A 20,727-nucleotide genomic window follows, 5' to 3' on the forward strand; every position below is an offset into this window, starting at 1 on the left:
GTAGGGGGTTGTGTTTGGCGCACTGTTGGGTCCTGAGGCAACAGGACCTTTTTGCAGCAATGCAGGGGGGGCACTTCTGGTGTTTCTTTTGTTCCTGCTTCTGTCCTTTCACTGCCGTGTTCGGCCCCGCCTTTGGGTGTGGGTTGTGGTGGTGGGGGTGGTTGACGGGGTTGTTGTTTGAGAACTACATAGTGGACGCGAGCATCTAGGACACACACGTTGTGCCGGCCTTCGGGTTGGTGGGTGTGTGTTCTTACAGCAATTTCTTATGAATGAACCTGGCCCTTGTGGTCATGGTTCTCTCGAATAGATGATGCATGACTGAACGTAAGTTTGGTTTGTGTGTGGTCAAGTTTTTAAGGGCACACGGTGGATGCCTTGGCATTAGGAGCCGAAGAAGGACGTAGGAATCTGCGATAAGCCTGGGGGAGTTGATAACCGAGCGTTGATCCCAGGATGTCCGAATGGGGAAACCCCGCACAACGCCGCAGGGTGATTGTGTGACCCGCATCTGAACACATAGGGTGCGTGGGGGGAACGCGGGGAAGTGAAACATCTCAGTACCCGCAGGAAGAGAAAACAAGAGTGATTCCGTTAGTAGTGGCGAGCGAACGCGGATCAGGCTAAACCGTTTCATGTGTGATAGCCGGCGGGCGTTGCATGGGCGGGGTTGTGGGACTTTCCGTACTGGTTCTGCCGGACCGGTGAGGTGTGTAGTGCAGGCATAGGTGAACGGTCTTGAAAGGCCGGCCAGAGAGGGTGTGAGCCCCGTAACCGTAATGTTGTGTACCGCCTGGAGAGGATCCCAAGTAGCACGGGGCCCGAGAAATCCCGTGCGAATCTGTCAGGACCACCTGATAAGCCTAAATACTTCCTAATGACCGATAGCGGACCAGTACCGTGAGGGAAAGGTGAAAAGTACCCCGGGAGGGGAGTGAAACAGTACCTGAAACCGTGTGCTTACAATCCGTCGGAGCCAGTCTGATTCTGGTGACGGCGTGCCTTTTGAAGAATGAGCCTGCGAGTTAGTGTTACGTCGCGAGGTTAACCCGTGTGGGGTAGCCGTAGCGAAAGCGAGTCTGAACAGGGCGAGTGTAGTGGCGTGATCTAGACCCGAAGCGGAGTGATCTACCCATGGCCAGGTTGAAGCGACGGTAAGACGTCGTGGAGGACCGAACCCACTTCAGTTGAAAATGGAGGGGATGAGCTGTGGGTAGGGGTGAAAGGCCAATCAAACTCCGTGATAGCTGGTTCTCCCCGAAATGCATTTAGGTGCAGCGTTGCGTGTTTCTTGCCGGAGGTAGAGCTACTGGATGGCCGATGGGCCCTACAAGGTTACTGACGTCAGCCAAACTCCGAATGCCGGTAAGTGAGAGCGCAGCAGTGAGACTGTGGGGGATAAGCTTCATAGTCGAGAGGGAAACAGCCCAGACCACCAACTAAGGCCCCTAAGCGTGTGCTAAGTGGGAAAGGATGTGGAGTTGCGAAGACAACCAGGAGGTTGGCTTAGAAGCAGCCATCCTTGAAAGAGTGCGTAATAGCTCACTGGTCAAGTGATTCCGCGCCGACAATGTAGCGGGGCTCAAGTACACCGCCGAAGTTGTGGATTTCACACGGTACCCTAGCCTTCGTGGTTCAGGGGTGTGGAGTGGTAGGGGAGCGTCGTGTGGGCAGTGAAGTCGCGGTGGAAACCAGCGGTGGAGCCTACACGAGTGAGAATGCAGGCATGAGTAGCGAAAGACGGGTGAGAAACCCGTCCGCCGAATGATCAAGGGTTCCAGGGTCAAGCTAATCTGCCCTGGGTAAGTCGGGACCTAAGGCGAGGCCGACAGGCGTAGTCGATGGACAACGGGTTGATATTCCCGTACCGGCGAAAAACCGCCCATGCCAAGCGGGGGATACTAACCGCCCGGAGCCTGCCCGCCCACCCTTGTGGTGTGTGGGTTTTGGCCGAGCGCGGGACCTGATCCCGGGAGGTAAGCGTATTAACAGGTGTGACGCAGGAAGGTAGCCGGGCCGGGCGATGGTTGCCCCGGTCCAAGGATGTAGGGTCAGGGATAGGCAAATCCGTTCCTGTGTGCTTCGAGCACGATCCTGAGATCTGATGGGACTCCCGTTTGGGGGGATCCGGTGATCCTATGCTGCCAAGAAAAGCATCGACGCGAGGTTTTAGCCGCCCGTACCCCAAACCGACACAGGTGATCAGGTAGAGAATACCAAGGCGATCGAGAGAATTATGGTTAAGGAACTCGGCAAAATGCCCCCGTAACTTCGGGAGAAGGGGGGCCTGCCCCGTGATGGAGACGTGCTCTCCGTGAGCGGGTGTGGGCCGCAGAGACCAGGGGGAAGCGACTGTTTACTAAAAACACAGGTCCGTGCGAAGTCGCAAGACGATGTATACGGACTGACTCCTGCCCGGTGCTGGAAGGTTAAGAGGACCGGTTAGCCCCTTGCGGGCGAAGCTGAGAATTTAAGCCCCAGTAAACGGCGGTGGTAACTATAACCATCCTAAGGTAGCGAAATTCCTTGTCGGGTAAGTTCCGACCTGCACGAATGGAGTAACGACTTCCCCGCTGTCTCAACCATAAACTCGGCGAAATTGCAGTACGAGTAAAGATGCTCGTTACGCGCAGCAGGACGGAAAGACCCCGAGACCTTTACTATAGTTTGGTATTGGTGTTCGGAGTGGCTTGTGTAGGATAGGTGGGAGACGTTGAAACCCGGACGCCAGTTCGGGTGGAGTCATCGTTGAAATACCACTCTGGTCACTTTGGACATCTAACTTCGGCCCGTGATCCGGGTCAGGGACAGTGCCTGATGGGTAGTTTAACTGGGGCGGTTGCCTCCTAAAAAGTAACGGAGGCGCCCAAAGGTTCCCTCAGCCTGGTTGGCAATCAGGTGTCGAGTGTAAGTGCACAAGGGAGCTTGACTGTGAGAGAGACATCTCAAGCAGGGACGAAAGTCGGGACTAGTGATCCGGCGGTACATTGTGGAATGGCCGTCGCTCAACGGATAAAAGGTACCTCGGGGATAACAGGCTGATCTTGCCCAAGAGTCCATATCGACGGCATGGTTTGGCACCTCGATGTCGGCTCGTCGCATCCTGGGGCTGGAGTAGGTCCCAAGGGTTGGGCTGTTCGCCCATTAAAGCGGTACGCGAGCTGGGTTTAGAACGTCGTGAGACAGTTCGGTCCCTATCCGCTGCGCGCGCAGGAAATTTGAGAAGGGCTGTCCTTAGTACGAGAGGACCGGGACGGACGAACCTCTGGTGTGTCAGTTGTACTGCCAAGTGCACCGCTGATTAGCTACGTTCGGATGGGATAACCGCTGAAAGCATCTAAGCGGGAAGCTCGCTTCAAGATGAGATTTCCATACACAATTTGTGTGAGAGGCCCCCAGCCAGACCACTGGGTTGATAGGCCGGATGTGGAAGCGAGGACCAAAGACTCGTGAAGCTGACCGGTACTAATAGGCCAACAACTTACACCACACACAACACTGCACGCGTCCACTATGTGGTTCCCGAACAACAACCGTTCCAGGAACCAACAACTGAATAACAACACCACAAAGTTGTAACCACACAGACTTCCCACCCCCAACCGGAACCACAAACCGGCACACGGGGACGGGTAACAAGGTTACGGCGGTCATAGCGTGGGGGAAACGCCCGGTCCCATTCCGAACCCGGAAGCTAAGACCCACAGCGCCGATGGTACTGCACCCGGGAGGGTGTGGGAGAGTAGGACACCGCCGGACACACATTAGGTCGAGACCCCCCAACCCACACCGGGTCGGGGGGTCTCCCACATTCAAACGACACACCAAACACACCAACGTGGGCAAGCCTACGCTGGTGTGAAACTCCTTAGCCCGAGAAGAACTCAGACAATTCTGCGATGAGCTTGTCGGGCGCCTTGTTGGGGCCATCGTGCCCGAACCCAGGGAGGATGGTGTAACTCGAGCCGGATAGGACGTCGTGGATCTGGCCGCATGCCACACCGAAGTATGCGGGGCTTTTCTCGCCGACCACGATCAGCGTTTCAAGGGGCAGCTCCAGGAATGGCTCTGCGGGCATATCCGCAGCTATCACAGCCTTGATTTCGCGGACTCCGCACGTCATCAGTTCCCGCATCTGCTTGCCCATGGGTGTTCCTGCGGTCAGCTTGTTGGCGAGTGTCAACATGGATAGGGGCATGCGAGCGAAGGCCCCACCGGTCTCTACTCCCTTGATGAGTACGGCGAGGCCGCGATCGTAGTCTCCTGCCGCCGTCGCGCGTTCATATTCCGGCGTCCAATCGGCTTTGACGCTGTGGTTGACCGAGACGGCGGGATCGTAAACTGCGAGTCGCTCAACCGGTAAGGTCCGCGCCGCATGCAGTGCGACGGCGCCGCCGAAGCTGTGCCCGAAAACGTCCGTGCTGGACGTGTGTTTCATGACAGAGTCAAGATCCCGGATGTCGGCTTCGAGGGTGTAGTCCTCGGGCTGCGGAGAGGATTCACCGCGTCCACGGCGGTTAAAGGTATGGACAGGCCGGCCAAGGGACTCACTCAGTTTCTGTGCGAAACGTGTGTAATCGGAGGCTGTCACCATTGAGGCAGGCACGACCACGATGCCGGAGCCTGCAGCTGCCAGGCCACCGCCCGTAGTCAATACTTCGAGGTGTCCGCCGTCCGTTGTGGTGATGATCTCGCGCGTCATGTCTTGAGCCTAACCGAGCCACCTGAGCGCCGGCAGCATGCTGGACGCTATGTGGACAACAATCAGCTTTTGAAGTAATCCGAGATGTCCATCACGAGTTCCTTCACGGCGGCTGGAACGGAGCCATGGAAGCCCTTTGGCGATATCTCAAGGGTGCTTCCGGGCACAGCGGCGTGCAAGCGAGCTGCAGTTACCTTGTAGTACTGCGGGCTCTTCTTGCCCACCATGAAGTGGGTGCTGGGAGGTAGAACGGAGAAATCGCGCGGAGTTTCCGTGGCGTCGAAGGCAGCTTTGAGTTCTCCGACGCCGGATGGCAGGAGTTCACGGAACATCGTGTTGACTTTGGTCCGCGAAACCACGGCCATGAGGCCCACGAGCACAGGTTCAGGGATCCGGGCCAAAGCACTTCCCGGATGCATGCCCCGCTTCATGCGGGCAAGGGCGAGGTTGATATTGCCCTTGTTCACGGAGTCCTCGAAGCCGGCCATCCAATCCGTGTCCATGCTTCCGTCGATGTTCACGGCGGCGTCGTACACGGCAAGCCTGTCCGGTTGGTGGTGCGTGCCGGCAAACGCCTGCGCAGCGTTGAGGGCCACCGACCCGCCCAGGCTGTGCCCGAGGATGTTCCTCGCATCGGTGGCATCCATGATGGTGCGCACGTCCGCAATTTCCGTGACCATGGAGTAGTTGTGGGGTTGATCGCTGGAGTTGCCGCGGCCCCTGCGGTCGTAGACGTCCACGGCCCACCCATCGCCGAGGCCCTTCGCGAGGGCGACGGAAAAGGGCCGATAGATCAGGGCTGTGAGGAATGCGCCGCCGATCAGGACCACACGGCGCTCCCCGGGTGCGTCTTCCGCGCCGTAGCTGTACAAGGCGAGTTTGCCGCCGTCGTGCGTTCTGATGTCGCGTTCCCTCACCGGTTCATCCTAGGGCGCGCCGTCAGCGGGTGCCGGGTCGGCCGAAAGGAATCGGGCGATTCGGGCTGCAAGCCGCCTGCCTGGCCGAAGGGGCCCTTCATGGAATTGCAGGGGCACAATGGCGAAGTCGATGACGGGGACCGCTCCGGCAAGGGTGCGGCCTGTTTCGGCGAAGTAGGACGGGCTCCAACCTCCGCTCAGCATGAGTGTTGGGGTTGCGAGCGAGGTGAAATCGTGAAGATGCGCGTCGGCGTCGAGGACCGCGCGCATTTCGGCGACGGCGGTGGGCAACAGGGAGCGCATCTCCGAACCCAGCCGGGTCTGTGCTGAGAGGACGCTCAGCATCCGCAATGCCCCCATGGGCAGGTATGAGATGGGACCGGCAGTTCCCAAACCCTGCACCAGATGGGCCCACGCGTGGTCCAGCTGGCCTGCGCTAACTGCGGCTTCCAATTCCGGACGCCACCGGCCATGGAGATTTCCTGATAACGAGACAGCAGCATCGTAGGTGACCAAGCGGTTGATCTCCGTGCTGCGAGCAGCCTGCAGTGCCACGAAACCGCCATAGCTGTGCGCCACGACATCCGTTGAACCGGTGCTCCGCATCACCGCCTGGAGGTCCGCGATCTCGGTGCCGGCGGAGTATCCCGGCGGCTGTGGCGCCGAACGGCCGCGGCCTCGCCGGTTGTAGCAATGGACTGGTCGCCGCAGCATGAGGCTCAAGGTCCGCGCGAAGGGCCAGTACAAAGAATCGGTCACCAAAGTCCCATGGACCACGACGACGCCGGACGGTTCCGCAGGTGCGTGCGAACCGGGAATCGAGGCTTTCGACGCCGGCCGGAACGTGTGCACTTCAAGCTGGCCGCCGCCGTCGTCCGTTTCAACTGTCCACGTCTCCACAGCCCGAGTCTATGTCCCGGAAATAGAGGCCCATAATGAGCGGTAAACTTAAGGACTGTGACTTCCGCAAACACCCCAGCCCTTAACACCTCCGCAGAGCCCACCGACGCCAGCGAGCAGATGCGTATCCGTATGGACAAGCGCTCCAAGCTGATCGAACGTGGCACAGAGGCCTATCCTGTGGGCGTTGAGCGGACGCATTCCTTGAGTGAGATCCGCGAAAAGTATGCGCACCTGGAAGCCGACGAAACCACTGGTGACATCGTTGGCGTCACCGGCCGCGTCGTGTTCGTACGAAACACGGGCAAGCTCTGCTTTGCTACCCTCCAGGAAGGTGGGGCAGACGGCAAGGGCGTTCGTCTCCAGGCAATGCTGAGCCTGGCCAATGTGGGCGAGGAATCGCTGGCCGATTGGAAGGCCCTGGTTGACCTTGGAGACCACGTATTCATCAAGGGCGAGGTCATTTCCTCCCGCCGCGGTGAACTCTCCGTCATGGCCGATTCCTGGTCCATGGCCTCCAAGGCACTGCGCCCGCTCCCGGTCCTGCACGCGGAGCTTAACGAAGAAACCCGTGTTCGCCAGCGCTATGTGGACCTCATTGTCCGCGATGAAGCGCGCGAGATGGTCTATAAGCGTGCTGCCATCACGCGGTCTGTCCGCGACACCCTTGACCGCCACGGCTACGTCGAGGTGGAGACCCCCATCCTGCAGTTGGTCCACGGTGGTGCTACGGCCCGTCCGTTCGAGACGCACATGAACGCGTTCGATCAGAAGATGACCCTGCGCATCGCCACGGAACTCTTCCTGAAGCGCGCGGTAGTGGGTGGCATCGACCGCGTCTACGACATGGGCCGCGTTTTCCGGAACGAAGGCGTCGATTCCACGCACAGCCCCGAATTCACCACCCTTGAGTGCTACGAAGCCTGGGCTGACCAGTTCGTCATGGCCGAACGCATGAAGGAAATCATCCTGAACGTGGCGGACGTGGTTGGCACCCGTACCATCCAGACGGATGCCGGCGAGATCAACCTCGACGGCGAATGGGCTTGGGTTGCGGTGTACCCGGGACTTTCTGAAGCGGTTGGCGTTGAAGTTACGCCCGACACCACGGTGGAGGAACTGCTGGCCATTGCTGCCAAGCACGAGATCAAGGTGGACCCGCAGTGGGACGCGGAGAAGATCGTGGTTGAGCTCTTTGGCGAGATCGTGGAACCCACACTGCTGAACCCGACTTTCGTTTACAACTACCCGCCGTCAGCTCAACCGCTTGCGCGTCCGCACCGCGAAGACGGCCGGCTCATCGAGGCATGGGACCTGATTATCGGGGGCATGGAGCGCGGCACGGCCTTCTCCGAACTCATTGACCCCGTTATCCAGCGCGAACGGCTTACGGAGCAGTCACGCCGGTCTGCTGCTGGCGACGTAGAAGCCATGCAACTCGACGAAGACTTCCTTCGCGCCCTTGAATACGGTGCCCCGCCCATGGGTGGTATCGGGCTCGGCATCGATCGCCTCGTCATGTTGTTCACCGGCGCAGGTATCCGCGAAACCATTCTGTTCCCCTTGCTCAAGCCCGAAGGACACTGATCATGGAATACATCGCAGTCCTGGCGCCATCGATCGTTGTTGGTTTGATCTTCTGGTTCGCCATGAAGTCCATCTTCAATGCGGACAAATCCGAGCGGCAGGCGGAAGCCCGCGCCCAAGCGGAGGCCAATTTGCGGAATTCCGGCCCCGAGGGTGAAGGCCCGGCAGCTAAATAGCCTGCAAATTGGGTGGCCTTAGCAGGAAACCCAAATGTGCCTTTGACGTGTGTGCTTGACGTGAACGATAATCAGGAATAGGAACCCTCAAATTTCTGATTATCCAACCCTCCAAAAGAGAGGCTACTCATGGCACAGAAAGTTAAAATCATCCTCGTCGATGACCTGGATGAAGGGTCAGCGGACGAAACTGTCCGTTTCGGGCTGGACGGTGTTAGCTACGAGATGGACTTGTCCACGGCTAACGCAGAATCTTTGCGCAAAGCACTGGAGCCTTACGTAGCCAAAGCCAGGAAGACCTCCTCGGGCCGTGCAACACGTGGCCGTGCAACCGCCACGCGAAACCAGGATTCAGCGCAGATCCGTCAATGGGCTCGTGACAACGGTTACACCGTAAACAGTCGCGGACGCATTCAGGCTGAAATTCAGGAAGCGTACCAGAAGGCCAATTCCTGATTCACCCGCCTTCAATGCCCCGGCAGCTTCTGCCGGGGCATTAGGTTTTTAAGCCCATGGTTTGTTGCCGGGCCTTCCGAGTGGATGCCTGAACAAGGCCTAGGAATATTCCGTGAATCGTTCCGGTGCCTACAGTGGGGATTATCCGGCCTTTTGGAACTGGTCAAAACTACTGGTCAAAGCGCCTGCTCAAGGCCGGCGGCGCGTTCGTCGCCCTACCCCTGTTCTGGGTGGCTGACCACGAGCTTCCGGAGGCCGGAACGGGCGTGGGACGGGCGTATCGCGGGCGGGCCTGTCAACCGCGAAGGGGGTGCCAGGTTTATTCCGCTGGGCGTCATGTTTCCCCTGTGGCGAACACGCTCCAAAAGTCGGGCTTCGGCACGTAGCATCAAAGTACGTCGTAGCTAGGAGTGTGGCGAAATGTTTGAGAGATTTACGGACCGTGCCCGTCGCGTGGTTGTCCTTGCCCAAGAAGAGGCAAGGATGCTCAACCACAATTACATTGGTACCGAGCACATCCTCTTGGGTCTGATCCACGAGGGTGAAGGCGTTGCCGCCAAGGCGCTTGAATCCCTGAGCATTTCGCTCGATGGCGTCCGCGAACAGGTGCAGGAGATCATCGGCCAGGGCCAGCAGGCTCCGTCCGGACACATCCCCTTCACCCCGCGCGCCAAGAAGGTGCTTGAGCTTTCGCTCCGCGAAGCACTGCAGCTCGGCCACAATTACATCGGAACCGAGCACATCCTGCTCGGCCTCATCCGTGAGGGCGAAGGCGTTGCTGCCCAGGTGCTGGTCAAGCTCGGCGCGGACCTTAACCGCGTCCGTCAGCAGGTCATCCAGCTGCTCTCCGGTTACCAAGGCAAGGAAGCTGCCGGTTCGGGCTCCAGCCAGGGCCAGCCGGAGGGAACCCCCGCCGGTTCGGTGGTACTGGACCAGTTCGGACGCAACCTCACCCAGGCTGCCCGCGAGAACAAGCTCGATCCCGTGATCGGCCGCGAGCAGGAGATGGAACGCGTCATGCAGGTCCTCTCCCGCCGTACCAAGAACAACCCAGTGCTCATCGGTGAGCCCGGCGTCGGTAAGACTGCCGTCGTCGAGGGCCTCGCCCAGGCGATTGTCCGCGGCGACGTCCCGGAGACCATCAAGGACAAGCAGCTGTACACGCTGGACCTTGGTTCACTGGTTGCCGGCTCGCGCTACCGTGGCGACTTCGAAGAGCGCCTGAAGAAGGTCCTCAAGGAGATCCGCACACGCGGCGACATCATCCTCTTCATTGACGAGATCCACACCCTCGTTGGTGCAGGTGCTGCTGAAGGCGCCATCGATGCCGCATCCATCCTGAAGCCGATGCTTGCCCGCGGTGAACTCCAGACCATTGGTGCCACAACCCTGGATGAGTACCGCAAGCACATTGAGAAGGATGCCGCTCTTGAGCGCCGCTTCCAGCCGATCCAGGTCAAGGAGCCTTCCGTGGCTCACGCGATCGAGATCCTGAAGGGCCTCCGGGACCGCTACGAGGCACACCACCGCGTAACGATTACCGACGGCGCCCTCGCCTCAGCCGCGCAGCTGGCCGAACGCTACATTTCGGACCGCTTCCTGCCGGACAAGGCAATCGACCTCATCGATGAAGCCGGTGCACGCCTGCGTATCCGCCGCATGACCGCTCCGCCGGAGCTCAAGGCCATGGACGAGCGCATTGCCGACGTCAAGATGGAGAAGGAATCCGCCATCGACGCCCAGGACTTTGAGGGTGCCGCTTCGCTGCGCGACAAAGAGCAGAAGCTCATTGCCGAACGCGCTGAGAAGGAACGCAACTGGAAGTCCGGCGGCATGGATGACATCTCCGAGGTTGATGAAGACCTGATCGCCGAGGTTCTCGCGAACTCCACCGGCATCCCCGTCTTCAAGCTCACCGAAGAAGAGTCTTCGCGGCTCCTCAAGATGGAAGACGAACTGCACAAGCGCGTCGTCGGCCAGGATGAGGCCATCAAGGCCCTGTCGCAGGCTATCCGCCGCACGCGTGCAGGCCTGAAGGACCCCAAGCGTCCCGGTGGCTCGTTCATCTTCGCCGGGCCTACGGGTGTCGGCAAGACCGAGCTCGCCAAGGCCCTTGCCGAGTTCCTGTTCGGGGAAGAGGATGCCCTCATCACGCTGGACATGTCCGAGTACTCCGAGAAGCACACGGTTTCGCGACTCTTCGGTGCACCTCCGGGCTATGTCGGCTACGAAGAAGGCGGCCAGCTGACCGAGAAGGTCCGCAGGCGTCCGTTCTCCGTGGTCCTGTTCGACGAAGTTGAGAAGGCCCACGCGGACCTCTTCAACTCGCTCCTGCAGATCCTGGAAGATGGCCGACTGACCGACTCCCAGGGCCGCGTGGTGGACTTCAAGAACACCGTGATCATCATGACCACCAACCTGGGTACCCGCGACATCTCAAAGAGCGTCGCTACCGGCTTCCAGTCCGGCACCGATACCCAGACCGGTTACAACCGGATGCGCGCCCGGGTCACGGAGGAGCTCAAGCAGCACTTCCGCCCCGAGTTCCTCAACCGTGTTGACGACGTCGTGGTGTTCCCGCAGCTCACCCAGGACGAGATCATCGAGATCGTGGACATGTTCGTTACCCGCCTGGAGCGTCGCCTCAAGGACAAGGACATGGGCATCGAACTCACCACGGCAGCAAAGGTTCTTCTGGCCACTCGTGGCTACGATCCCGCAATGGGTGCCCGGCCGCTGCGCCGTACCATCCAGCGCGAGATCGAGGACCAGCTCTCCGAGAAGATCCTCTTCGGCGAATTGCACTCCGGTGACATCGTTGTGGTGGATGTGGACGGCGAAGGCGACGACGCCAAGTTCACGTTTGCAGGCAACGCCAAGCCGCGGATCCCGGAGATTGCTCCTACCGCATAAGGCGTGCGCAACGTAAGCCAACTGCCCCGTCCATTCCGCAAGGAGTGGGCGGGGCATTTGTGTTGGTCCCCCCGAGTGCGTTGGTGCCCCGAGTTTTGTGTGCCGGTGTGCCCATAGGGTGGCTATGGAGAGTATGGGCACAGGAACTGCAAAGGAGGGGTGCGTGCGAGTATTGATGATTTGTCCGGGGACGCGGGGAGATGTCGCCCCCATAGCAGGGCTCGGCAGTCGTCTGCAAAAGCTGGGCTACGAGGTGTCCATCGCTGCCAACCCCGCGTACGCGCACCTCGTGGTCAGGTCCGGGTGTGAGTATCGTCCTCTTCCCGGCGACCTTGGCAGGATCATCAAGCGTGTCACACCGGGTGGAGCGAAGTCGTCCGGCGGCATGCTCACCACCTGGCGGGAGCTCAGCGAGTATATGGATCAAGCGGCCACCGGGACCCTGGCTGCGGTTGAAGCGGGTGCGGATGTCATCCTGGCCAATTCCGTGGCGCCATATGCCTACGACGTCGCTGAAGCGGTTGGAATTCCAGCGGTGGGCACGCATCTGCAGCCGGTGGAACCCAGCGCAGACTACCCTCCTGTGCTGCTGGGGTCCGCCCGGAACCTGGGTAGGCTGGGCAACCGGATTATTGGCGAGCGGGTCCTGGCCGGACCTGCCCCCTACGACGCCCCGAGTGCAAGGCTTCGCCACGAGTTGGGCCTGCCGAAGCTGTCACGCCAAGCTGCCGAGCGACGTCGAGCCAGGGCGAACAGCACGGTCCTCCATGGGATCAGCCCCACAGTTCTACGGCGACCGGCGGACTGGCGCCCTGGGTTGGTCATGGCGGGGTACTGGTGGCCGGTGCCCGAGCCGGAATGGAGTCCGTCCGCGGAACTGGAGGACTTTCTGTCCGCAGGCCCGCCCCCGGTTTTCGTTGGCTTTGGCAGCGGCGCTGCGCTGGACCCGGATTTCGTTCTTGAGGCCATCAGACGGGCGGGCGTCAGGGCGGTGCTGCAGGGTGCGGGGGACCTCTCGGACGATGATGCGATCGGCATCGGCGCAGTCCCGCACGAGTGGCTGTTTCCGAGGATGGCGGTAGTCGCGCACCATGCGGGCTCTGGCACCACCGCTGCCGGCCTCCGCGCTGGTGTGCCCACGGTCTGCGTCCCGGTGTATACGGACCAACCGCTGTGGGCTGCCCGGGTTGCTGCCCTCGGCGCAGGGCCCCGGCCGGTTCCCTACAAGGGGCTCACTGTTGAGCGATTGGCGTACGCCATCCGGGAAGCCGTCAGCACCCCGTCCTACGCAGCCCGGGCAAGAATCCTCGCAGCGCGGATCGGGAACGAAGACGGGGCCTCCGCCGTGCTCCGGACGCTGCGCAACCTCCCAACTGGGTCGCAGTTAAGCGCGTTTTGAGCCGCCTAAACGCGCTTAACTGCGACTCAGTTGGGTGCGGCGGGCGAATATCTGAAAGTAGTGTTTCACTGTGAGTGAACCACTCTGTGATCGGGGACACAATGCGTGTTGAATCGGAGCATGGATTCGACTGACACCCCAAGCCCGGGCACGCCACCCGCAACTCCTTTCCACGACATCGACCACTACCTCGCCATTCCCAGGGTCAGTGGTCTCACGCTTAGCCCGGACGGCAAGCGCCTGGTGACTACCGTTTCGACCCTGAACGGCAAGGGCACCGAGTTCGTCACTGCACTGTGGGAAATCGACCCCACAGGCCAGGGCCACGCCCGACGGATCACCCGAAGTTCCAAAGGTGAAGCCGGTGCCGCCTTTGCCGCCAACGGCGATCTCTACTTCACGTCCTCCCGCCCCGACCCCGAGAGCGCAGATCCCGACGCCGATCCCGTGAACGCGCTGTGGTTGCTCCCTGCCGATGGGGGCGAGGCCAGGGTTGTGCACTCGCGCGCCGGTGGGATCAGTTCCGTCATGGCGGCAAAGAACGCGGATGCCATCTTCGTCAACGCCGAGGTTCTGGCGGGCTCCAGCAATGAGGAGAACGACGAGGAACGCCGCAAGGCCCGCAAAGACAACAAAGTGTCCGCTATCCTGCACAGTGGCTACCCGATCCGCTATTGGGACGCGGACCTGGGTCCTGGTGAGCCGCGCTTGTTCGCAGTGGAGCCTGGCGAGGAGAAGGAGGCCGGCAAACCAACCACCGTTGACTCGCCAACGCCGCTTAAGCTGCGAAACCTGACACCCGGCGTCGGAGGCTCGCTGCGGGAAGCCAAAACTGTGGTGAGTCCGGACGGCAAGACCATCTACACGAGCCTCACCAAAGCGCTCGCCAAGGCCGACAGTCGTGAGGTGCTGGCCGCCGTCGACGTCGCCACGGGAACCGTCAAGGTGCTTCTGGACCGCGAGGGAATGAGCTACTTCCCCGGTCCCGTCAGCCCGGACAACCGCACGCTGGTGGTGGAGAGTGAGAGTGACACCACGCCCACGCAAGCGCCGCAGGTCAAGCTGCACCTGCTGGACGTATCAGGCAGCGAAACGACTGACCTGGAGCCGCTCGCGCACCAATGGGACCGCTGGGCTACTGCCCTGGCGTGGCTCCCGCAAGGCAATGCCATCCTGGTGAAAGCGGACGACGACGGCGCGTCGCCGCTTTTCCGGATCGACGTCGCCAACGGGCGGGTAACGCGGGTGACGAAAGACGCCGCAGCGTATTCCGACGTCGTGGTTTCGCCGGACGGAACCACAGCATACGCGTTGCGGAGCTCCTACGAGTTTCCCCCTGAAGCTGTACGGATCCACCTCGCTTCCGGAGATGTGGTGAGGTTGCAGGCACCCGCGGAACGGCCAAGATACAAGGGCCGCCTCGAACGCGTGGAAACGACGGCGGAGGACGGCTCCCGGGTGCCAGCGTACCTGGCGCTCCCTGAAGAGGCTTCCGATAACAACCCAGCTCCCCTCCTGCTGTGGATCCACGGTGGACCGCTGGGCTCATGGAACGCCTGGACCTGGCGTTGGAATCCTTGGCTGCTGGTGGCAAAGGGCTATGCCGTGCTGCTGCCCGACCCTGCGCTCTCCACAGGTTACGGCCAGGAGTTCATCCAGCGCGGCTGGGGTGAATGGGGCAAGAAGCCCTTCTCGGACCTCATGGCCATCACCGATGCCGTAGTTGAGCGTGCGGACATCGACGAGACACGCACTGCGGCGATGGGCGGGTCCTTCGGAGGCTACATGGCCAACTGGGTGGCAGGCCAGACGGACCGCTTCAAGGCGATCGTGACCCACGCCAGTTTGTGGGCCCTGGACCAGTTCGGCCCCACCACCGACGCCGCGCAATACTGGCTGAAGGAAATGACGGTGGAGATGGCGATGGAGAACTCGCCACACCTCAACGTACGCAACATCAGGACGCCAATGCTCGTGATCCACGGCGACAAGGATTATCGCGTCCCGATCGGCGAGGGCCTGCGGCTTTGGTACGAACTACTGTCCTCGTCGCAGTTGCCTGCGGACGACAACGGCCAGAGCCCGCACCGGTTCCTCCACTTCCCCGACGAAAACCACTGGGTCCTGCAGCCACAGCATGCGAAGGTTTGGTACGGAGTCGTAGAGCACTTCCTGGCAAAGCAGGTGCTGGGCGAGGACGTTGCTTTGCCTGAGGAGCTGGGGCTGTAGGTTCCGACGCTGGTCCCGGTCGGTCCGGCCGACGACCGGGACATTTACCGCGTGCTCGCTCCCGCGTCGCTTAGACGCACGCTACGTAAATGTCCCGGCCGTCGCCCTCGTGCCCGCCCGGCGGTTCCGCGGGCCCCGCGTCATGCTCGGGCGTACGTCATGCGGGGTCCAGCAGCTCTTTGCGTCGTTGGTATGGCGGAGTTTTGTCTCGTTAGGATGGGGGAGTGAATTCGACCTTTAGCCTTCGTCCTGCCCGTACTAGTGATGTGGCGGCGATTAAGAGGCTGGTTGCGCCGTTGGCGGAGCAGCGGATTCTGATGGCCAAGGAAACTGTGGCCTATTACGAGAGCCTCCAGGAATTCCGGATTGCCGAATCCCAGGACGGCGACGTGATTGGTTGCGGTGCCCTGCATGTCATGTGGGAGGACCTGGCCGAGATCCGCACCCTCGCGGCTGCGGACGCGTGGCGGGGGCGGGGTGTGGGGCATGTGTTGGTGGAGGATCTCCTCGAAAAGGCCAAGGAGCTCGGTGTCAGCCGGGTGTTCTGCCTGACGTTTGAGGTTGACTTCTTCAAGCGCCATGGCTTTGAGGTCATGGAGGACCAGTCCGCCGTGGACCCACAGGTGTACTCGGAGTTGCTGCGCTCGCATGACGAAGGCGTGGCGGAATTCCTGGATCTGGCCCGGGTAAAGCCCAACACCCTGGGCAATACACGCATGATCAAGCACCTCTGAGAACCCACAACAAGAGCTAAATGGTGCGGGGTTTCAACCCTGCCCCGATTATGCGTGATTTAAACCCCTTCTCTTATCTAAAGTTGATGGATAAACTGATCGAGGCTTGCTGGGGAGCTTCCGCCATTCGGTCAATCGAGAGAAGATCATGCAGTCCCACGCGTCCTTTTCGGGTATTTCTGAACTCCAACTCAGTGTGCGCGGTCCAGTGTTCACGCCTGCCGATCCCGGATTCCAATCCGAGATTTCGGCTTTCAACCTCTCTACTCAACACCAGCCGGATCTTGCCTTCGGCGCCCTCGACGCCGAGGACGTCTCGGCGGCTATTAGATGGGCGGCGGAACGGGAAATGCCCGTAGCCGTCCAGTCCACGGGTCATGGTGCAACAAACGCGATAGAAGGCGGCCTGCTCATCAGCACCCGCCGAATGCTTGAGCTCAGCATCGACCCCCTTGAGAAGACTGCCAGGGTCGGGGCCGGTGTTCGGTGGAAGGCTGTGGTTGAGCTTGCTGCAACCTTCGGCTTAATGGGCCTCTGCGGTTCAACCTCTGACGTAGGCGTGGTGGGATACACGCTGGGCGGGGGCCTGCCAATCCTGGGCCGTAAGTACGGCTTCGCCTCGGACCATGTCATCGCCTTCGAACTGGTTACAGCAGATGGCACCCAAAAAAGGGTCACTAAGGATGAGAACCCTGACTTGTTCTTCCTCCTGCGAGGCGGCAAGGGCAACCTGGGCATCGTGACGGCCATGGAATTCCACCTTTTCCCAGCCGCCGATCTCTACGCAGGTGGCGTGTACTTCGACGGTGGCCACGCCCCGGAAGTCCTGAGGGCGTTCAGGGAATGGGTGCCGTGGCTACCCGTGGAGGCATCGGCGTCGTTGGCGTTTTTGCGCCTTCCTGACATGGAGATGATTCCTGAGCCGTTGCGGGGAAAGTTCGTGATCCACCTCCGCTACGCCTACCAGGGCGACTTGGCTGCAGCGGCGGAGCTGCTGGAACCCATGCGCCGAAGCGCCCCGTTCATGATGGACGCCACCGGTCCTTTGGAAGCAAGCCAATTCGACACGATTCATCAGGATCCGGACCAGCCTGTCCCTGTCCGCGAGCGTGGCTTGCTGCTTGATCGTTTGGACGAAGAGGCATCCGAGGTAATCCTGCGGCACTTCGGTCCGGGCGTCGAAAGTCCAGTACTGCTGGCCGAAGTCCGGCTGCTGGGCGGCGCCCTGGCCAAGAGCGCGGAGGGTGAGGACATTGTGGGCGGCCGTGACGCGGCGTTCAGCTTCTACATGGTTGCCATCGCTGCGCCTCCTGTTGTTGACCTGCTGCCGGCAGTTTTCGATTCCGTGCACACAGACCTTCGTCCCGCTGCCAATGCCGGCACATTTGTGAACCTCCATGGGCACTTTGTGGATGCCGAGGACAGGGAGCGTCCTTGGGGCCCGAGTGCGCGGGAGCGGCTTAAGAAAGCGAAAGCGGAGCTGGATCCGAAGAACATGTTCAGCTTTGGGCACGTAGTGGGCCTTCCTGCCACGGAACAGCCGGTTGTTATGAATCAGACTGCGCTGCTCGAAGACGTGGTCACTGCCGGCGGCGACGCCGTGCTGAACAGTTAGGGGGCGGACCGTGCAAAATCGTGTCACGTTTCCGGACTTTTCAGCTTTCCAGATAGACATCCCCCATGGATCCTGGCCGAACGAATCCTTCTGGCCGGGGACTGCCCACTCCAACCCGGACCTGTACTCCGCATTTTGGCTCGATTTCCATGGCCGGAGTGACCCGGAATTCAGTCCCCCCGGTGCCGGCGCCGGCACCGGCAAAGAACCCGGGAACCACGAAGATTAACTGTGTCATTCCGGCAGGGACGGGCCTTTGGGCCGTCCCTGCCGGCCTTTAATGGCCGCGACGTTAATGGGCCTCGGCGCCCTCTGCGCCGGCAAGGCCTACCCTGTGCACGGGCGCCGGTAGTAGGGTCAGAGCACCAGCCACAGCACGTCCAGGAGCATCCCATGAAAAAGCTCATCAATGATCCACGCGCCGTGGTGGACGAGTCCGTCGAAGGCTTCGGCATGGCCCATGCCGACATCGTGGACGTCCATCCCGAGCCCAAGTACGTCATCCGGAAAGGCGCACCTGTAGCGGGAAAGGTTGCCCTGGTATCGGGCGGTGGCAGCGGTCATGAGCCACTGCACGCTGGTTTCGTCGGCCTCGGCATGCTCGACGCCGCGGTGCCCGGCGCCGTCTTCACCTCGCCTACGCCGGACCAGATCATACCGGCGACCGTCGCTGTCGACTCAGGTGCCGGCGTCGTGCATATCGTCAAGAACTACACAGGGGACGTCCTGAACTTTGAGACTGCGGCGGAGATGGCACAAGCCGAAGGCGTACACGTGCGTTCGGTGTTGGTCAACGACGACGTCGCCGTGGAGGACTCGCTGTACACGGCGGGCCGCCGTGGAGTGGGCGGGACGGTCCTCGTGGAGAAGATTGCTGGTGCTGCCGCCGAGCGTGGAGACGGTCTTGAAGCCGTTGCAGCCATCGCGGAGCGGGTCGCGGCCAACGTGCGGACCATGGGAGTCGCACTCTCTGGCTGCACGGTTCCTCACGCGGGTACGCCGAGCTTCGAGCTGGCGGAGGACGAAATCGAGATCGGAATCGGCATCCATGGTGAACCCGGACGGCACAGGATCGCCATGGAAAGCGCCGACGCGATCACCGACCGTCTATTGGAACCCGTGCTTGAGGATCTCTCCATCTCGTCCGGAGACAGGGTGCTGCTGTTCGTGAACGGCATGGGCGGCACACCTCAGAGTGAGCTTTACATCGTCTATCGCCGGGCCGCCCAGGTGCTCGCAGAGCGCGGGGCATCAGTGGAGCGCTCGCTGGTGGGGAACTACGTGACCTCCCTCGAAATGCAGGGTTGCTCGGTGTCCGTGCTGCGCCTCGACGACGAATTGGTGCGTTTGTGGGATGCTCCCGTTCACACGGCCGCCCTGCGTTGGGGAGTGTGAGCATGGGCTTGGGCGTTGATTGGGCCGTGGACTGGCTGAAGCTTTCGGCGAAGGCGATGGCAGAACACCGAACGGAATTGATTGAGCTGGACCGGGCAATCGGCGACTCGGACCACGGCGAGAATATGGACCGTGGATTCCAGGCCGTGGTGCAGAAGCTGGATGAGACGCCGCCGGAAACAGCGGGAGCTGCACTTAAAGCGGCGGCGATGGCGCTGATGTCCAAGGTGGGCGGAGCTGCCGGGCCGCTGTATGGCACGGCATATCTTCGGGCGGCCACGTCCCTCGGCGATTCCACTGACATCGACGCCGATGCCTTGGCTTCCGCGCTCGCGGCTGCCCGGGACGGAGTGGTTGCCCGCGGCAAAGCCGAGACGGGGGACAAGACCATGATTGATGCGTGGACGCCCGCCGTTGAGGCAGCCCGGAACGCGGCGTCCGATGGCGGTGATGTACATGCTGTCTTGCAGGCTGCTGCAGAGGCGGCCGAAGTGGGGGCTGTGGCTACCGATCCGCTGGTGGCTCGCAAGGGCCGCGCAAGTTACCTCGGGGAGCGAAGTGCAGGGCATCGCGATCCAGGGGCTGCGTCCACGGCGTTGCTCTTGCGCGCCGCGGCAGCAGCGGCGGCTGGCTCGGTAGGAAACACAGGAACCTCCGCAGGAAACACAGGAACCGACGCCGTATGACAGTTGGGATTGTGGTTGTCTCCCACAGCAGCAAGATCGCTGAAGGCGCTGTGGAACTCGCCGCCCAGATGGCGCCCGACGTCGAACTCGTCGCCGCCGGGGGCACTGACGACGAAAGGATCGGCACCAGCCTCGAGAAGGTGCTTGCCGCCGTCGAGCAGTCACTGATTGATGCCGGAGGGGATGGCGTGGTGGTGCTGACGGATTTGGGCTCGGCAGTAATGACAGCTGAGTCTGCGATCGAGTTCGCCAGCGACCCCGACGCTATTTTGCTTGCTGATGCGCCTTTGGTTGAAGGGCTGGTGGCTGCGGCCGTCGCGGCACAGGGCGGGGCTGGCGTCGAAGACGTGCGCAAGGCTGCCGAAGCGGTTGGATTCGGGGCTTCTGCCGGTACTGAGGCGCCGGGCAGTCCTCGCGAGTCCAGCGAACCGGATGCTGCCGGCGATTTTGAGCTCATTAATCCCATGGGCATCCACGCGCGGCCTGCGGCCAAGATAGCCGGTGGACTGTCCGGCCTTGACGCTGAGGTGACAATCAACGACGTCGACGGGACGTCCATGATGGCGCTTATGACGCTCGCCGCCGGGCAGGGTGCAACCCTGCGCGTGGAGGCCCGGGGCAAGGACGCCGGAAAGGCAGTTCAGTATGTCGGGCGGTTGGTGGGCGAGGGGTTCGGGGAGATCTAACTGGCCTTCGTCAGGAGCAAATATTGCTAAGTATGCTGATTAGTGATGTTCTAGAGGTACAGATTCACTACTAGGAAGAGGTGCAACATGGGTGCTGACGACAAGATGGAGAATGCTGGCGAGAAGATGGCAGGCAAGGCTAAAGAAGCTGCCGGAAAGCTTACCGACAACGAGCGCCTGGAAGCCGAAGGCAAGGGCGAGCAGGTCAAGAGTGACCTCAAGGGCGCTGGCGAAAAGGTAAAGGACGCTTTCAAGAACGACTAGGAATTCAGGCGGGGCCGTTGCGGTTGCAGCGGCCCCGCCTTCCTTTGTGTTTGATAGGGCATAAGCCC

The 20,727-nt window shown here is 61.2% G+C and carries 16 protein-coding genes and 2 rRNA genes; 14 read left to right on the forward strand and 4 right to left on the reverse strand.

Features of this window, described 5'->3' with window-relative positions; genetic code table 11:
- Positions 1-346 precede the first annotated feature (346 nt).
- Together LDN90_RS00655 and rrf are read left to right on the forward strand one after the other, a co-directional pair.
- Positions 347-3,490, forward strand: a 23S ribosomal RNA gene (locus LDN90_RS00655).
- Positions 3,491-3,642: 152 nt separating this feature from the next.
- Positions 3,643-3,759 (forward strand): 5S ribosomal RNA (gene rrf / locus LDN90_RS00660).
- Between the two features lie 109 nt (positions 3,760-3,868).
- On the opposite strand, the gene LDN90_RS00665 is transcribed toward rrf, so the two are convergent.
- From LDN90_RS00665 to LDN90_RS00675, 3 genes are all read right to left on the reverse strand, one after another.
- On the reverse strand, positions 3,869-4,702 hold the full coding sequence (locus LDN90_RS00665; protein WP_216922761.1) for an alpha/beta hydrolase: 834 nt from the start codon (positions 4,700-4,702) through the stop codon (positions 3,869-3,871).
- A gap of 62 nt (positions 4,703-4,764) precedes the next feature.
- Entirely contained in the window at positions 4,765-5,619 is an 855-nt protein-coding gene (locus LDN90_RS00670; RefSeq protein WP_223947521.1) for an alpha/beta hydrolase, read from the reverse strand.
- Between the two features lie 9 nt (positions 5,620-5,628).
- On the reverse strand, positions 5,629-6,519 hold the full coding sequence (locus LDN90_RS00675) for an alpha/beta hydrolase (protein WP_223947522.1): 891 nt from the start codon (positions 6,517-6,519) through the stop codon (positions 5,629-5,631).
- Between the two features lie 57 nt (positions 6,520-6,576).
- Between LDN90_RS00675 and lysS the strand changes: the two genes are divergently transcribed.
- From lysS to LDN90_RS00715, 8 genes are all read left to right on the forward strand, one after another.
- Positions 6,577-8,106, forward strand: a complete 1,530-nt coding sequence (lysS, locus tag LDN90_RS00680) for a lysine--tRNA ligase (protein ID WP_223947523.1) — start codon at positions 6,577-6,579, stop codon at positions 8,104-8,106.
- Between the two features lie 2 nt (positions 8,107-8,108).
- Complete coding sequence (locus tag LDN90_RS00685; protein WP_216922753.1) at positions 8,109-8,282, forward strand: hypothetical protein; 174 nt, start codon at positions 8,109-8,111, stop codon at positions 8,280-8,282.
- Between the two features lie 129 nt (positions 8,283-8,411).
- Positions 8,412-8,738, forward strand: coding sequence for an Lsr2 family protein (locus LDN90_RS00690; RefSeq protein ID WP_223947524.1), 327 nt, complete (start codon positions 8,412-8,414; stop codon positions 8,736-8,738).
- Between the two features lie 420 nt (positions 8,739-9,158).
- The gene (locus LDN90_RS00695) at positions 9,159-11,651 is read left to right on the forward strand and encodes an ATP-dependent Clp protease ATP-binding subunit (protein WP_216922749.1); all 2,493 of its coding nucleotides are present in this window, start codon (positions 9,159-9,161) and stop codon (positions 11,649-11,651) included.
- A gap of 163 nt (positions 11,652-11,814) precedes the next feature.
- Positions 11,815-13,050, forward strand: coding sequence for a glycosyltransferase (locus LDN90_RS00700; RefSeq protein ID WP_223947525.1), 1,236 nt, complete (start codon positions 11,815-11,817; stop codon positions 13,048-13,050).
- A 120-nt stretch (positions 13,051-13,170) separates the two neighbouring features.
- Entirely contained in the window at positions 13,171-15,279 is a 2,109-nt protein-coding gene (locus LDN90_RS00705; protein WP_223947526.1) for an alpha/beta fold hydrolase, read from the forward strand.
- A gap of 224 nt (positions 15,280-15,503) precedes the next feature.
- A complete protein-coding gene (locus LDN90_RS00710) occupies positions 15,504-16,013 on the forward strand; it encodes an amino-acid N-acetyltransferase (RefSeq protein ID WP_223947527.1) in 510 nt (169 codons plus the stop codon).
- A gap of 148 nt (positions 16,014-16,161) precedes the next feature.
- Positions 16,162-17,628, forward strand: coding sequence for an FAD-binding oxidoreductase (locus LDN90_RS00715; protein ID WP_223947528.1), 1,467 nt, complete (start codon positions 16,162-16,164; stop codon positions 17,626-17,628).
- A 40-nt stretch (positions 17,629-17,668) separates the two neighbouring features.
- Here the strand turns inward: LDN90_RS00715 and LDN90_RS00720 are convergent, their stop codons facing one another.
- Positions 17,669-17,866, reverse strand: coding sequence for a hypothetical protein (locus LDN90_RS00720; RefSeq protein ID WP_223947529.1), 198 nt, complete (start codon positions 17,864-17,866; stop codon positions 17,669-17,671).
- 155 nt (positions 17,867-18,021) lie between these two features.
- Between LDN90_RS00720 and dhaK the strand changes: the two genes are divergently transcribed.
- The 4 genes from dhaK to LDN90_RS00740 all read left to right on the forward strand — a co-directional run bounded on the left by dhaK (position 18,022) and on the right by LDN90_RS00740 (position 20,659).
- Positions 18,022-19,023 carry a dihydroxyacetone kinase subunit DhaK gene (dhaK, locus tag LDN90_RS00725; protein WP_223947530.1) on the forward strand — a complete coding sequence of 334 codons (1,002 nt, stop codon included), beginning with the start codon at positions 18,022-18,024 and terminating at the stop codon, positions 19,021-19,023.
- A gap of 2 nt (positions 19,024-19,025) precedes the next feature.
- Positions 19,026-19,709, forward strand: a complete 684-nt coding sequence (dhaL, locus tag LDN90_RS00730) for a dihydroxyacetone kinase subunit DhaL (protein ID WP_223947531.1) — start codon at positions 19,026-19,028, stop codon at positions 19,707-19,709.
- Positions 19,706-20,395: a dihydroxyacetone kinase phosphoryl donor subunit DhaM gene (gene dhaM / locus LDN90_RS00735; protein ID WP_223947532.1), complete on the forward strand. Its 690-nt coding sequence runs from the start codon at positions 19,706-19,708 to the stop codon at positions 20,393-20,395. Before dhaL ends, dhaM begins: the two co-directional genes overlap by 4 nt.
- An 87-nt stretch (positions 20,396-20,482) precedes the next feature.
- Complete coding sequence (locus LDN90_RS00740; RefSeq protein ID WP_216922729.1) at positions 20,483-20,659, forward strand: CsbD family protein; 177 nt, start codon at positions 20,483-20,485, stop codon at positions 20,657-20,659.
- Positions 20,660-20,727: the final 68 nt, after the last annotated feature.

The organism is Arthrobacter sp. NtRootA1, from assembly GCF_019976975.1.
Classification (GTDB): domain Bacteria; phylum Actinomycetota; class Actinomycetes; order Actinomycetales; family Micrococcaceae; genus Arthrobacter; species Arthrobacter aromaticivorans.